13 protein-coding genes are annotated in these 14,813 nt (G+C 66.1%); 11 read left to right on the forward strand and 2 right to left on the reverse strand.

Annotated features, from left to right (window positions below; translation table 11 throughout):
* Positions 1 to 24: 24 nt before the first annotated feature.
* Positions 25 to 1,422: an aspartate aminotransferase family protein gene (locus P1K30_RS13145; protein ID WP_275633300.1), complete on the forward strand. Its 1,398-nt coding sequence runs from the start codon at positions 25 to 27 to the stop codon at positions 1,420 to 1,422.
* A gap of 88 nt (positions 1,423 to 1,510) precedes the next feature.
* Positions 1,511 to 2,515, forward strand: coding sequence for an SH3 domain-containing protein (locus P1K30_RS13150; protein ID WP_275633202.1), 1,005 nt, complete (start codon positions 1,511 to 1,513; stop codon positions 2,513 to 2,515).
* A 105-nt stretch (positions 2,516 to 2,620) separates the two neighbouring features.
* Here the strand turns inward: P1K30_RS13150 and P1K30_RS13155 are convergent, their stop codons facing one another.
* A complete protein-coding gene (locus P1K30_RS13155) occupies positions 2,621 to 2,986 on the reverse strand; it encodes a MarR family transcriptional regulator (protein WP_379560743.1) in 366 nt (121 codons plus the stop codon).
* 219 nt (positions 2,987 to 3,205) lie between these two features.
* On the opposite strand from P1K30_RS13155, the gene P1K30_RS13160 reads away from it, so the two are divergent.
* The 9 genes from P1K30_RS13160 to mnmH all read left to right on the forward strand — a co-directional run bounded on the left by P1K30_RS13160 (position 3,206) and on the right by mnmH (position 12,640).
* Entirely contained in the window at positions 3,206 to 3,601 is a 396-nt protein-coding gene (locus tag P1K30_RS13160) for a 5-carboxymethyl-2-hydroxymuconate isomerase (RefSeq protein ID WP_275633204.1), read from the forward strand.
* Positions 3,594 to 5,105 carry a 5-carboxymethyl-2-hydroxymuconate semialdehyde dehydrogenase gene (gene hpaE, locus P1K30_RS13165; RefSeq protein WP_275633205.1) on the forward strand — a complete coding sequence of 504 codons (1,512 nt, stop codon included), beginning with the start codon at positions 3,594 to 3,596 and terminating at the stop codon, positions 5,103 to 5,105. The genes P1K30_RS13160 and hpaE overlap by 8 nt, the downstream gene beginning before the upstream one ends.
* A gap of 67 nt (positions 5,106 to 5,172) precedes the next feature.
* A complete protein-coding gene (gene hpaD, locus P1K30_RS13170) occupies positions 5,173 to 6,027 on the forward strand; it encodes a 3,4-dihydroxyphenylacetate 2,3-dioxygenase (protein WP_275633206.1) in 855 nt (284 codons plus the stop codon).
* Positions 6,028 to 6,060: 33 nt separating this feature from the next.
* The gene (hpaD, locus tag P1K30_RS13175; protein ID WP_275633207.1) at positions 6,061 to 7,041 is read left to right on the forward strand and encodes a 3,4-dihydroxyphenylacetate 2,3-dioxygenase; all 981 of its coding nucleotides are present in this window, start codon (positions 6,061 to 6,063) and stop codon (positions 7,039 to 7,041) included.
* Between the two features lie 66 nt (positions 7,042 to 7,107).
* The gene (locus P1K30_RS13180) at positions 7,108 to 7,962 is read left to right on the forward strand and encodes a fumarylacetoacetate hydrolase family protein (RefSeq protein ID WP_275633208.1); all 855 of its coding nucleotides are present in this window, start codon (positions 7,108 to 7,110) and stop codon (positions 7,960 to 7,962) included.
* Positions 7,959 to 8,756 (forward strand): 2-oxo-hept-4-ene-1,7-dioate hydratase, encoded by a 798-nt coding sequence (hpaH, locus tag P1K30_RS13185; RefSeq protein WP_275633209.1) that lies wholly within the window; start codon positions 7,959 to 7,961, stop codon positions 8,754 to 8,756. Before P1K30_RS13180 ends, hpaH begins: the two co-directional genes overlap by 4 nt.
* A gap of 92 nt (positions 8,757 to 8,848) precedes the next feature.
* Entirely contained in the window at positions 8,849 to 9,451 is a 603-nt protein-coding gene (locus tag P1K30_RS13190; protein ID WP_275633210.1) for an NAD(P)H-dependent oxidoreductase, read from the forward strand.
* 1 nt (position 9,452) lies between these two features.
* Positions 9,453 to 11,462 carry a cation:proton antiporter domain-containing protein gene (locus P1K30_RS13195; protein ID WP_275633211.1) on the forward strand — a complete coding sequence of 670 codons (2,010 nt, stop codon included), beginning with the start codon at positions 9,453 to 9,455 and terminating at the stop codon, positions 11,460 to 11,462.
* A gap of 125 nt (positions 11,463 to 11,587) precedes the next feature.
* A complete protein-coding gene (gene mnmH, locus P1K30_RS13200; protein ID WP_275633212.1) occupies positions 11,588 to 12,640 on the forward strand; it encodes a tRNA 2-selenouridine(34) synthase MnmH in 1,053 nt (350 codons plus the stop codon).
* Between the two features lie 4 nt (positions 12,641 to 12,644).
* Here the strand turns inward: mnmH and selD are convergent, their stop codons facing one another.
* Complete coding sequence (selD, locus tag P1K30_RS13205) at positions 12,645 to 14,813, reverse strand: selenide, water dikinase SelD (RefSeq protein ID WP_275633213.1); 2,169 nt, start codon at positions 14,811 to 14,813, stop codon at positions 12,645 to 12,647.

Genomic DNA, 14,813 nt, shown 5'->3' on the forward strand with positions numbered 1-14,813 from the left:
GTACTCTATCCCGAGGTTCCCGACATGACCACGATCCAGAATCACCTGCCGACGGCAGAACTGCAGGCGCTTGACGCCGCGCACCACATGCACCCTTTCACGCACGGCGACGCGCTGGCGAAGAAGGGGGCCCGTGTCATCACCAGCGCGAAAGGCGTCTTCCTGAAGGACAGCGACGGCGTCGAGATCCTTGATGGCATGTCCGGCCTGTGGTGCGTGAACCTCGGCTATGGCCGTTCGGAACTGGCCGAAGTGGCCGCGCGCCAGATGCGCGAACTGCCGTACTACAACACCTTCTTCCAGACCACGACCGTGCCCGCGCTGTCGTTGGCCGCCCGCATCGCCGAGCTTGCGCCGGAAGGGCTGGACCACGTCTTCTTCTCGTCCTCCGGGTCCGAGGCGAACGACACTAACATCCGCCTTGTCCGCCACTACTGGCACGCGATGGGTAAGCCGTCGAAGAAGATCATCATCTCGCGCAAGAACGGCTATCACGGGTCCACGATGGGCGGCGCCAGCCTTGGCGGGATGTCGGCAATGCACGCGCAGGGTGGCTTGCCGATCCCGGATATCACCCACATCGACCAGCCGCACTGGTGGGCCGAAGGCGGCGACACCAGCCCCGAGGAATTCGGCCTCGCCCGTGCACGCCAGCTGGAAGAGAAGATCGCCGAACTGGGCGAAGACAACGTCGCGGCCTTCATCGCGGAACCGATCCAAGGGGCAGGGGGCGTGATCATCCCGCCGGAAACCTACTGGCCCGAGATCCAGCGCATCTGCGACGCGCATGACATCCTGCTGATCGCGGACGAGGTGATCTGCGGCTTCGGGCGCACCGGCGAATGGTTCGGCAGCCAAGCGATGAACATCCGGCCGGACATCATGACCTTCGCCAAGGGAGTCACCTCGGGCTACCAGCCCGTCGGCGGCTCGATCGTCCACAAGGATGTGGCGGCTGTTGTAAACGCGGCGGGCGACTTTAACCACGGCTATACCTACTCGGGCCACCCCGTCGCCTGTGCCGTCGCGCTTGAGAACGTGCGCCTGCTGGACGAGGAAGGCGTGCTGCAGCATGTCCGTGACATCGCCGCCCCCGCGCTGGCCGAGAAGTTCGCCACGCTGGGCGAGCACCCGATGGTCGCCGATCCGCGCACCTTCGGGATGTTGGGTGGTCTGCAGCTGTCGCCCGACAAAGACGCCCGCGCCAAGTTCGAGGCCCCGGTCGGCACCATCGGTCTGCGCGTGCGCGAACGCTGTTTCGCCAACGGCGTCATCATGCGCCACGTCGGCGACCGGATGATCGTCTGCCCGCCGCTGGTGATTACCCCCGAAGAGATCGACACGATGGTCGAACGGGCGTTGAAATCCATCGACGAAGCCTACGAAGGCGCGAAGGCCGACGGCCTGTTCAAATCGGCCTGATCCGGCACGGTACCGGCCCGAGCTTGCCACGCTTTAACCAAAATTGCGCGGTTATGTTCGGGCCGGGGAAACCGTCCTGGAGGGCACTATGCGCTACCTGCTGCTTTTCGGAATACTTATTGCTGCCTCGGTGACGCTGCCGTTCGTCACCCTGTCCGAAGAACCTGCGACCGCGCAGCCGGTCGAACCCGTCGATGTGGTGACATTGCCGCCGATGGACGACACCGTGACGCTTGCGTCGGCCGAGGTGCCGTCAGGATCGGCCGCCGCGTCGACACCCGAGGCGCTGCTGCCGGTCGACACCAAAGCCGAGATCGTCGCCGACGCCGGGATCACCCCGCGCGGGGCGATGCCGGGCATGGTGACGGGCAATATGGCGCTTGGCATGGTCAGTGCCGTGCCCTTCGGTCTGTTGCCGCACCTGTTCGACGACCGAGAGGTCGGCGTCCGGATGACCGGCGATGCTGCAAAGCCCGCCGAAGACGACGGCCTTGGTCGTTTCGCCGCGCTGGGCATCTTCCCGGCGATGCCCGATGCGTCTGTCGAAGGCCCGGACGCACAGCCTCAGGCCGCGGAAATGCCGGAAGGTCAGGGCGACAGCCCCGAGACGGTGGTTTCCGAGGCGCCTGCCGATCCCGCCCCCGAAGTTGAAGCGCCCGGCGAAAGCCTTGCCAGCGTCGAAGCGCCCGACGACGATCGCTCGATCCCGCTGGCACCGGCGACCGAGGAGGTCGGCAGTCTTGTGATGAACGCCAACAGCGACCCGATCGTGATCGCGACCATTTCCGGCTATGCCGCTCCCGACGCCGAGCCCCAGCCCCAGCCCGAGCCCGAGGCCGCGCCCGAAGTGACAGAGGTTGCAGAGCCCGCTGACCCTGCCGTCGACGCCGAGCTGTTCAAGGTCACCGCCAACGCGCTGAACATGCGGGCAGGCCCGTCCAGCAGTCACGCGGTCGTAACCGGTCTTGCCAAGGGCGCCCTTGCCGAACGGATTGGCGACACGCGCAACGGCTGGGTTCCGGTCCGCGTCAAGGATGGCGAGACGACCGGCTGGGTCTTCGCGCGCTATCTGGCACGCGCCGAAGGGGCCTGAGCCCACACGCAACCAGCCCCCACAGCTTCACTGCAAGGACCGCCCCGCCATCGGGGCGGTTTTCATTTGTAGGGATCCCCATCCCCCAAAGCCCTGTCGGTCCGTTTAGCGGTCCAGTCGGGAAAGTTCGTTCAGAAGGTCCAGCAGCGTGCTGACCTTTTCATAGCCCATTTCACGCTCTAGCGCGTCATAGACCTTGTTGGCCTCTTCGACATGTGCGTCGATCAAGGCCCGCCCGGCATCGGTGATCGATACCAGCTGCTTGCGCCCGTCGCTGGGGTGGGGCTGGCGCGAGGTCAGCCCTTTTTCTTCCAGACCCTGTAGAATGCGGGTCAGGCTTGGCATGAGAAGGCAGGCTTCGCCCGCGATCTCTGTTGCGTCCGTCGGTCCGATCTCGTTCAGCACGCGAAGAACGCGCCACTGCGCCTCCGTCACTTCGGCCTTGGCAAGAATGGAGCGGATGGGCTGCATGACACGTTCTCGCGCCCTGAGCAGCGCGATCGGCAAGGATCGTGTCGTAGCGCGCATGGGTGGAACATCTTTTCTGGCTGAAGCTAGACTCATAACACTCGTTTACGTTAGGTCACTCGATGCTTCACAGTGAAAATTACCCATTGGATTCTGTCAAGGAAATCTGCTTTTATAGTCACATGCCATTAATTAACACGTTAATGGAAATGGGAGGGAGAGATGCCGCATATCATCGTGGAATACTCCGCGAATTTGGAAGAGGACGTCGATCTGGCGGACCTCTGCGACGTGCTGCGCGCCAGCGCGGCAGCACAGGAGATCTTCCCCGAAACCGGTGTCCGCGTTCGCGCAATCCGTTGTGAAATCTACTCGATTGCCGATGGGGACCCCCGGAATGGGTTCATCGACATCTCTGTCCGGCTGCGCGAAGGCCGTCCGTTGGACAAGCGGAAGGCGGCGACGGCCGCGATCTTCGACGCTGCGAAGAATCACCTTGGCGATCTGGTCGATCGCCGCCCCGTCATGCTGTCGCTTGAGATGCGCGACATCGACGCAGAGCTCGCGCCGAAGCTGAACACAGTGCGCGATTTCATCGAAAGGAAGAAGAATGGCTGAGTTGCAGAACAACCTCGCGCGGCTGCAGGACTATCTTGCGCCGTACCGCGACGGGATGGTGACCAACCTGATCGACGGCAAGGCGGTCCCGGCGCAGTCCGGCGCCACGTTCCAAACCACGTCCCCCGTCGATGACAGCGTCATCGCCACCGTCGCCCGCAGCGGGGCAGAGGACGTGGACGCCGCCGCGAAGGCCGCGAAGGCCGCCTTTGCCGAATGGCGCGACGTGCCGCTGACCGAGCGCAAGAAAATCCTGCACCGCATCGCGGACGGCATCGTCGCGCGGGCCGAGGAAATCGCGTTCTGCGAATGCTGGGACACCGGGCAGGCGCTGCGCTTCATGTCGAAGGCGGCGCTGCGCGGGGCCGAGAACTTCCGCTTTTTCGCGGATCGTGCCCCCTCGGCGCGGGACGGGCAAAGCCTGCCGTCGCCGACGCTGATGAACGTCACCACACGCGTGCCGATCGGCCCGGTGGGCGTGATCACCCCGTGGAACACCCCGTTCATGCTGTCGACGTGGAAGATCGCCCCGGCGCTCGCGGCGGGCTGCACCGTGGTTCACAAACCGGCCGAGTTCTCTCCGGTCACGGCGCGCATCCTAGCCGAGATTGCGCATGACGCCGGTTTGCCGCCGGGCGTCTGGAACGTGGTCAACGGGTTCGGCGAAGACGCGGGCCGTGCGCTGACCGAGCACCCGGACATCAAGGCCATCGCCTTCGTCGGGGAATCGAAAACCGGCAGCATGATCATGAAACAGGGCGCCGACACGCTGAAGCGGGTGCATTTCGAACTGGGCGGCAAGAACCCCGTGGTGGTGTTCGACGACGCCGACCTCGACCGCGCGCTGGATGCGGCGATCTTCATGATCTACTCGCTGAACGGCGAACGCTGCACGTCGTCCTCGCGGTTGCTGGTGCAATCCTCGGTCGCGGCCGAGTTCAAGGAAAAGCTGATCGCGCGGGTGAACAACATCAAGGTCGGCCACCCGCTGGACCCGGCGACCGAGGTCGGGCCGCTGATCCACAAGGTGCATCTGGACAAGGTGACCTCTTATTTCGACATCGCGAAACAGGACGGCGCCACCATCGCCGCAGGGGGCGAAACGACGGGGGACGCGGGCTGTTACGTGAAGCCCACGCTGTTCACCGACGCCACGCCCACCATGCGGATCGCGCAAGAGGAAATCTTCGGCCCGGTCCTGACGATGATCGAATTCGATACCGAAGAGCAGGCGCTGGAGATCGCGAACGGCGTCGAATACGGCCTGACGGGTTATGTCTGGACCAACGATCTGACCCGCGCGCTGCGGTTCACCGACAAGCTTGAAGCCGGGATGATCTGGGTGAATTCAGAGAACGTGCGGCACCTGCCGACGCCCTTCGGCGGCGTCAAGGCCAGCGGCATCGGCCGCGACGGCGGGGACTGGTCGTTCGAATTCTACATGGAACAGAAGCACATCGGCTTTGCGCTGGGGGATCACAAGATCCAGCGGCTTGGCGCCTGAGCAGCCATTCGAAACAGGACCGGACGACCGGGAAACGCGCGAACGTTCCCTTTCAAGGAGGAGACCGATGGGGGAAATCGTACTTGCGGCCAAGATGACTCATGTTCCGACGATGATCATGTCGGAACAAGAGGGGCCGGTGCAGGGCAAGCGGCAGGCGGCGATCGACGGGCATGCCGAGATCGCGCGCCGGGCGAAAGCCCTTGGCGCGGACACCGTGGTGATCTGCGACACCCACTGGGTGGTGAACGCTGGCTATCACATCAACGCTAACGACCGCTTCGAGGGGCTGTTCACATCGAACGAGTTCCCGCAGTTCATCCAGAACCTGCCGTATCGCTATGAAGGCAACCCGGCTTTGGGCGACGCCATTGCGGCGAAGGCGCAGGAGAAAGACGTCTACACGCTGTCGCATCAGCTCGACTCGTTGGAGTTGGAGTATGGAACGCTGGTGCCGATGCGCTTCATGAGCCGCGAACACGAGATGAAAGTCGTCTCGGTCGCGGCGTGGTGCACGGTACATAGCTACGAAAGCTCTCGAAAGCTGGGCGAGGCGATCCGCGAGGCGGTAGAGGAAAGCGATTCAAAGGTGCTTCTGGTCGCCTCCGGCTCGTTGTCGCACCGGATCTGGCCGAACGACGAATACGCCGCCAACAACGGCACCTTCACCATCTCGAAAGAGTTCAACCGACAGGTAGACCTGCACGTGCTGGAGCTTTGGAAGCGCGGCGAATGGGACACCTTCATCAAGATGCTGCCCGAATACGCCGACTTCTGCTGCGGCGAAGGCTCGATGCACGACACCGTCATGATGCTGGGGGCGCTCGGTTGGGACGCCTACACCGGCAAGGGCGAGGTGGTGACCGAGTATTTCCCGTCGTCCGGCACCGGCCAGACCAACGTAATCCTGCCTGTTCAATGAATTGCCCCGTCTCTGGGGCGAAGGAGGCCTGACATGCCCATTCCCGCACCGAACCTTTACCCGCCCTTCAACATCGTGCGCCTCAGCCACGTCGAACTGGTGGTCACGGACCTTGCCAAGTCGCGCGCGTTCTATGTCGATACGCTGGGCTTGCAGGTGACCGACGAAACCGCCGACACGATCTGGCTGCGCGCGATGGAAGAGCGCGGCCACCACTGCATCGTGCTGAAGAAGGGCGACACCGCCAGCGCGCGCGATCTGTCCTTCAAGGTGTTCGACGACGACTGCCTTGATCGGGCCGAAAAGTTCTTTTCGGACAAGGGGCTGCCGGTGGACTGGGTCGAGCGCCCGTACCAGTCACGCACCTTCCGCACCCGTGATCCGCACGGCATCCCGCTGGAATTCTACGCCCGCATGGACCGGCTGCCGCCGATCCATCAGAAGTACGAATTGTACAGGGGCGTTAAGCCTTTGCGGATCGACCATTTCAACTGCTTCTCGCCCAACGTCGACGAAAGCGTCGCCTTCTACAACGAGCTGGGCTTTCGCGTGACCGAGTACACCGAGGACGAGGACAGCGGTCACCTGTGGGCGGCTTGGTGCCACCGCAAGGGCGGCGTGCACGACATGGCCTTCACCAACGGCACTGGCCCGCGCTTGCATCACACTGCGTTCTGGGTGCCGACGCCGCTGAACATCATCGACCTTCTCGACCTGATGGCGACCACCGGCTGGGTTTCGAATATCGAACGCGGACCGGGCCGCCACGGCATCTCGAACGCGTTCTTCCTGTACATCCGCGACCCCGACGGACACCGGATCGAGATCTATTGTTCCGACTACCAGACGGTTGATCCCGATCTTGAGCCGATCAAATGGGATCTGAAGGACCCTCAGCGCCAGACCCTATGGGGGGCGCCGGCGCCGAAGTCGTGGTTCGAAGAGGGCAGCGTGTTCGAAGGGGCCGAGGTGCGCCCGTCGCTTTTGAAGGCGCAGCCGATCGTTGCGCCGTGAGGGCGGGACATTGACTTTCTTGCCTCCGGCGGAGGTATTTTCGAAGAGAAGAAGGAGGGGGCGGTAATGAAGTTCTCGACGGTACGCGCGGGCGGGGCGGTCCTGTACGGCGCGGTGACGGAAACCGGATTTTCGGCGGTGAACGATCTGTTCCCGGACTGGCCGACATTGCGCGAGGTCGTAGAGGTGGGCGGGTTCGACGCGCTGGCCGCCGAAGCCGACGCGCGCGGCGACACCCACGCATTGTCAGAGGTGACGTTCCTGCCGCCGGTGCCGGCGCCAGAGAAGATCATCTGTGTCGGGGTGAACTTCCCGGACCGGAATGCCGAGTACAAGGACGGGCAAGAGGCGCCGCCCAACATGTCGTTGTTCCCGCGCTTTCCGCGGTCGTTCACCGGCCACGGGCAGCCGCTGGTCCGGCCTCCGGAGTCGCCGCAACTGGATTACGAGGGCGAGATCGCCATCGTGATCGGCAAGGGCGGACGGCGCATTCCCGAGGCTGAGGCTTATGACCACATCGCGGCGGTGACGCTGTGCAACGAGGGGACGATCCGCGACTGGGTGCGGCATGCGAAGTTCAACGTCACGCAGGGCAAGAACTGGGACGGGTCGGGCGCGATGGGGCCGTGGCTGGTGCCGTTTACCGATCGGGCGCAGCTTGCGGACGTCGAGATCGTGACGAAGGTGAACGGCGAGGTCCGCCAACAGGATCGCACCGGCCGGATGCTGTTCCCGATCCCGCGGCAGATCGCCTATATCTCGACCTTCACGACGCTGGTGCCGGGCGACATCATCGTCACCGGCACGCCGACGGGGGCGGGGGCGCGGTTCGACCCGCCACGTTTTCTGGTGCCCGGAGACGAAATCGAGGTGTCGGTCGAAGGGATCGGTACGCTGGTGAACGGGGTGGTGGACGAATGACACCGGATGAGATCGAAGCCGCCGGCGCGGCGCTGTTCGAGGCAGAGCAAACGGGTCGCCAGATCGGGCTGTTGACCGTGGCCCATCCCGACATCGACATGGATGACGCCTATGCCGTTCAGGCGGCGTTCTGCGAACGAAAGCGCGCGGCTGGGGCGATCGTGACGGGCTGGAAGATCGGCCTGACGTCGAAGGCGATGCAGCAGGCGTTGCAGATCGACACGCCCGACAGCGGCATCCTGTTCGACGACATGCATTTCGACACCGGCGCGACCGTTCCCGCCGGACGGTTCATCCAGCCCCGGATCGAAGCCGAGATCGCTTTCGTGATGAAATCCGATCTGTCGGGCGACATCTCGCGCGACGATGTGCTGGCGGCGACCGAGTACGTGGCGCCGAGCCTTGAGATCCTCGATACACGTATCCTGCGAAAAGACCCGGATTCGGGGGCGCCAAGGCAGATTTGCGATACCATATCCGACAATGCGGCCAATGCGGGTCTTGTGCTGGGCCGGGAACGCCACCCGGTCGATGCGTTCGATTTGCGCTGGACCGGGGCCATCGTCGCCCGCGATGGCGAGGTCGAGGAAACCGGGCTGGGCGCTGGGGTGCTGAACGATCCGGCGATGGGCATCGTCTGGCTGGTGCGGCGGCTTGCGCAGTACGGGCAGGGGATCTCGGCAGGGCAGGTCGTGCTGTCGGGCAGTTTCATCCGGCCGATCGAGGCGCCGTCGGGCTGCCATGTCTTCGCGGATTTCGGGACCTTCGGGTCGGTGGACATCTCGTTCGGCTGATCGGGTCAGCCGGTCTGACCGGATCGCGCGGGCCGTGGACAGGCCCGCGCGCAGGCCATAGAATTTCCTGACGCCACGCGAAGGGAAGGGCCATGCCGAAGCTGCTGATCTATTATGCCCACCCCGGTCAGCGGTTTTCGCGTGCGAATGCCGCGATGTGGGCGCGGGCGAAGACGGTGGACGGCGCGACCTGCGTCGATCTTTATGCCGAATATCCACGCTTTGACATCGACGTCGACCGCGAGCAGCGGCGCCTGCTGGAGCACGACGTCATCGTGTTCCAGTTCCCGGTGTTCTGGTATTCCACCCCGTCGCTTCTGAAAGAATGGCAGGACCTCGTGCTGGAGCATGGCTTTGCCTATGGCCACGAGGGTACGCGACTGGCGGGCAAGGCGGTGCAGCTGGCGGTGACCACCGCCGGTCCGGAAAGCGCCTATGCGGCCACAGGGCACAACCGCTATCCGATCCGCGTTTATCTGCGCCCGCTAGAGCAGACGACGCGGCTGTGCAATATGACTTTTCTTGCACCGCTGGTACTTTTTGGTGCGCTCAAGGCCGAGAATTCTGCACAGATCGAACAAAATGCCGAAAGCTACGGGCAGCTTCTGGCGGGGCTTTCCACGGGGCGCGTGCCGGTGGAAGAGGCCGCATCAGATGCGGTGCTGACCTTCGAGACCGTTGGGGAAAAGGCCTGACATGGATTTCCTGACGCTTGCCTTCCTGTTCCTTGTCGCCGGGATGATCGCGGTGCCGCTGGCGTCGAAGTTCGGCCTTGGGTCGGTGCTGGGCTACTTGATCGCGGGGATCGCGTTAAGCCCGATCCTGTCGGCGTTCCGGGTCGACGTCGTGTCGCTTCAGCATTTCGCCGAGTTCGGGGTGGTGATGATGCTGTTCCTCGTCGGGCTGGAGCTGAAGCCGTCGATGCTGTGGGAGATGAAGGGGCGGCTTCTGGGTCTGGGCGGGCTGCAGGTCGGCGTCACGACGGCGGCGGTGACGGGGCTTGCGATGGCGGTGGGGCTGGAATGGTCGATTGCGCTGGGCCTTGGGCTGATCTTCGCGCTGAGTTCGACGGCCATCGTGTTGCAGACGCTGGGCGAGAAGGGGCTGATGCGGTCGGACGGGGGGCAGGCAAGCTTCTCGGTGCTGTTGTTCCAGGACATCGCCGTCATCCCGATGCTGGCCCTGATCCCGCTGCTGGCCGCGCCCGCGCTGATGGACAGCTACGCGGCGCCGGTCGAACCGGTGGAAACGCATGTGGAGGCCCCCGAGGTCCCGATCGAGGACGGAGCCCACGCCGATGCCGCAGAAGGTGTCGATGACCATGCGGGCGAAGAGCACGGGCCCGCCGCGCCCGGCTGGATCGACACGATCCCGGGCTGGAAACGGGCGCTTCTGACGGTGGGGGCGATGGCGCTGGTGGTGGTCGGGGGCTCTTGGCTGACGCCGCGCCTGTTTCGATACATCGCGCTGGCGCGATTGCGCGAACTGTTCGTCGCGACGGCGCTGTGCATGGTGGTCGGCATCGCGCTTTTGATGAACCTCGTGGGGCTGTCGCCAGCGCTCGGGACCTTTCTGGCCGGGGTGGTTCTGGCCAACAGCGAATACAGGCACGAACTGGAATCCGACATCGACCCGTTCCGGGGCATGTTGCTGGGCCTGTTCTTCATGACGGTCGGGGCGGGCATCGACTTTGGCCTGTTGTGGGACCGGCTGTTCACCATCGTCGGCCTGACGGCGGGGTTGATCGCACTGAAGGCGGCGGTCCTGCTGGCGCTGTCCTATCCGTTCCGCGTGGACGGCGCGAACCGCTGGCTGTTCGCGCTGGGGCTGGCGCAGGCGGGCGAGTTCGGCTTCGTTCTGCTGAGTTTCACCACGGCGGTGCAGGTCGTGCCGCAGTCCATCGCGGACGTGGCGCTGTTGGTTGTGGCGCTGTCGATGCTGCTGACGCCCGGCCTGTTCATCCTGTACGACCGGGTGATCGCGCCGCGGTTCTCGGTCGCGGGCGAGACCACGCCCGACGAGATCGACGAAGAAGCGCCGGTGATCATCGCTGGTCACGGGCGCTGGGGCGGCATCGTGAACCGGCTGCTGCTGGGCGCGGGCTATCGGACGGTGGTGCTGGACCACAGCTCGGCCCAGTTGGAGATGCTGCGCGCTTTCGGGATCAAGGTGTTCTTCGGCGACGCCTCGCGGCCCGACCTGCTGGTCGCGGCCGGTATCGAGAATGCGAAGATGCTGGTGGTCGCCATCGACGACCGGGCGCAGGCGACCGAGATCGTGCGGCATGTCCGCAAGCACCATCCGCATGTCTACATCATCGCCCGCGCGCGTGACCGCAATCACGTCTACGAGCTGTGGGGCGCGGGATGCCGCGACATCGTCCGCGAGACCTTCGACAGCGGTGTGCGGGCCGGACGGTCGGCGCTGGAGGCGCTGGGCGTCCACCCGTTCGACGCCGAGCGGATGGCGCGCGGCTTTGTCGACATCGACCGGCGCACGATGCGGGAACTGGCGGACCTGTACGACCCCGAGATCCCGATCCACCAGAACGGCCCTTACATCGAACGCTCGCGGGCGCTGCGGGCCGAGACCGAGGCGGCGATGACCGGTGGCGGGACGGCCTATGATGCGCGGCTGGAACGCGGCTGGGCGCCGCCTGTGGGGCGCGACGATCTGGAGGACGATCCCGCCCGTGGGATCGAATAGTCTGCGGGCCGGGGACGGGGGCGCTGCCCCCGCCGCGCGGGACGCGCGGCTCCCCCGAGGTACTTGGCAAGAGAAGAAGATATCTGCGTTTGCCGGGCCGGGCGGCTTTGACTAGAAGGACCGTCATGCCGCAGCCTTTTCCCACGCTCGCCGATTTCTACGCTCATGGGTACGACACCGTGATCGACGTCCGCTCGCCCGCCGAGTTCGCCGAGGACCATGTCCCCGGCGCCATGTCGCTTCCGGCCATGTCGAACGATGAGCGGGCCGTCGTGGGCACCATGTACGTGCAGGAAAGCCCGTTCCGCGCGCGCAAGATCGGGGCGGCGATCGTGGCGCGTAACGTGGCGTCGCATCTTGAAGGACCGCTGGCCGACAAGGACGGGGGCTGGCGGCCGCTGGTCTATTGCTGGCGCGGGGGGCAGCGGTCGGGCTCGGTCGCGTCGATCCTCAGCCAGATCGGCTGGCGCGCGCAGACGGTCGAGGGCGGCTATCGCAGCTATCGCAGGCTGGTGGCGGGGATGCTGCACGACACGCCGCTGCCGCATCGGCTGATCCTGCTGGACGGCAACACGGGGACGGCGAAGACCGCGCTTTTGCACCGGCTGTCCGCGCGCGGGGTTCAGGTGGTGGACCTAGAGGGGTTGGCGGCGCATCGCGGATCGCTGTTCGGCGCGGTCGAGCGGCCGCAGCCGGCGCAGAAGGCGTTCGAGTCGCTGCTGGCGAAGGATTTCACACAGCTGGACCCGGCGCGGCCGGTGGTGGTGGAGGCGGAATCGTCGAAGATCGGCGACCTGCTGGTGCCGCCCTCGGTCTGGACGGCGATGCGGACGGCACAGAGGATCCGGGTCGCGGCGCCGTTGGACGCGCGGGCACGGTATCTGGCCCGGGCCTATGCCGACCTGACCGCCGCGCCCGAGGCGCTGGCCGACACCATTCGCCAGTTGGTGCCCTATCAGGGCCGCGAGCAGGTGGATGCATGGTTGAAACTGGCGGCCGGCGGGGCATTCGCGCCGCTGGCCGGTGACCTGATGCGCCAGCACTATGACCCGCGCTATGCCAAGTGGCGAAGTCGACATGACCATGACGAAATGGCGGTGATCGAGGCGGAGGATCTCAAGGACGACGACCTTGATCGCGCGGCCGACCGGATCGCCGCAGTCGTCGAGCGGGGCTGACGCGTCACGTCACGGTGACGAAGGGCGCGCCGGGGACCATGCGCCCGATCCGCGCTGCGGAATGGCCAGCGTCGCGCAGGCGCTGCAGCACCTCGCCAGTCGTGTCGGCGGGGATGGCGGCCAGCAGCCCGCCCGCTGTCTGCGGGTCGAACAGCAATTCCCCCTTGGCCCCCCACGGCACCGAAATGCGGTCCGCCAGCGCCCGGTTGCCGGGGTAAAGGGTCGAATGGATGCCAGCCTCGGCCAGTTCCACCGCGCCGGGCAGCAGCGGGATCGCATCGAGGTCGAGCTCGGCCGCGAGGTTCGAGGCGTCGCAGATCGCCAGCAGGTGTCCGGCCAGCCCGAACCCGGTCACGTCGGTCATCGCGTGGGCGCCGGCCAGCGCCGCCGCCGCGTCGGCCTGCGGTCTGGCCATCTGGTCCAGCGTCGCCATAACCCAGCGGCCCTGCGCCTTCATCTGCATCTCGCCCGCCAGAACGGTGCCCGAGCCGATGGGTTTGGTCAGCACCAGCGCGTCGCCCGCCCGCGCCCCGGCCAGCGTGATCGGTGCGCGGTCGCTCAGGCCGGTGACGGTGAAGCCCACGGTCAGCTCGGTCCCCAGCGAGGTGTGGCCGCCCACAATCTCGGCCCCGGCTTCGGCAAAGACCGACCCGGCGGCGGCCATGATCTCGGCCAGCCAGTGGTCCTGAAGCGCCGGGGCCATGCGGGGCAGGATGATCTGCGCCAGCGCCGCCTGTGGTTTCGCACCCATCGCCCACGCGTCGCCCAAAGCGTGGACGGCGGCGATCCGGGTTTGCAGGTACGGGTCCTCGGTGAAGGCGCGCAGGTGGTCGGTGGTGATCACCTGCCGGGTGCCGCCGATCGCCAGAACCGCCGCGTCGTCGCCCGGCTGCGTTTCGACATCTAGGCGTCCGGTGGTGGGAAGCTGCGCCAAAACCCGCGCCAGCGTGGTGCCGCTGACCTTGGCGCCGCAGCCGCCGCAGGCGGGCTTGTCGCCAAGCGCCTCTGCCATGCCTGCCGCGTGCTCTGCCGGAAGCGGTGGCGGCGGCATCGCGGGCAGGTCGTGGAACTTGCGCATGAACCGGCGGTCGATGCGGTCTTTCCAGCGCCAGAGCCAGCGGCCGGACAGCGACAGGCCGTGCTTGTCGAGCAGCGCCGCGCGGTCGCCCAGCGAGATCAGTTTCATATAGTCGCGCTGGGGGCGGTAGGTCTTGGGCGGGGGATGTCCGGCCAGCACCGCGCGAAGGTTGCGGTACAGGATCGGCGCCTCGCGCACCGCGAAGACCCCGGCCTTGGGGCGCGGCGCATGGGACAGGTGGGCGCAGTCGCCCGTGGCGAAGACGGCCGGGGTGTTCACCGATTGCAGGTCGGGCCCGACGGTGACGTAGCCGTCGGTCAGGTCAAGCCCGGTGTCGGCCAGCCACGCCTGCGGGCGGGCGCCTGCCGCACCGACGGTCAGGGCCGAGGGCAGGGCGGAGCCGTCCGACAGGGTCACCGTGTCGGCGGTGACGTTGCCGACGCTGGCGCCTTCGCGGCAGTCGACGCCAAGCTTGGACAGGCGCGCGCGAAGCGTGGCCCGCGCCCGGTCGCCGATGCCGGGCAGGATGTGGTCGCGTTCCAGCAGCGTAACGCGGGGTGGGTGGCCCGCCTGCGTCAGGGCATGGGCCATCGCCATCGCAAGTTCCACACCGCCGACGCCGCCGCCGATCACCGTGACCGGGCCACCGCCGTCGGCAAGGAACGCGCGCCAGCGGTCGGCGTAGGGCCCCAGAGGCTTGGCGGGAACGCCGTGCTCGGCGAAGCCGTCCAGCGTCAGCGGCGCCGAAGAGATGCCGATGTCGATCCCAAGCGCGTCATAGGGGACCGGCGGGCGCCCGGGGACGTGAACCAGACGGGCGTCGCGGTCGAGTGCGCTGGCCCGGCCAAGGATCAGACGTGCGCCGGCAAACCGGGCGAGCTTCACAAGGTCGATTTCCAGCGCGTCCAGCGCATAGTGACCCGCGATGTGCCCCGGCAGCATGCCGGTGTAGGGGGCCGAGGGGTTCGGATCGATCACCGTCACGCGGACCCCCGGCAGCGGGTTCATGCCCCACATCCGCAGCACCAGCGCGTGGGCATGGCCGCCGCCGATCAGGACAAGCTCTTGGGTCAGGGGCAGGGGGGCAGGCTGCAT

Source organism: Psychromarinibacter halotolerans (assembly GCF_029168315.1).
In the GTDB taxonomy this organism is placed as follows: Bacteria; Pseudomonadota; Alphaproteobacteria; order Rhodobacterales; family Rhodobacteraceae; genus Psychromarinibacter; species Psychromarinibacter halotolerans.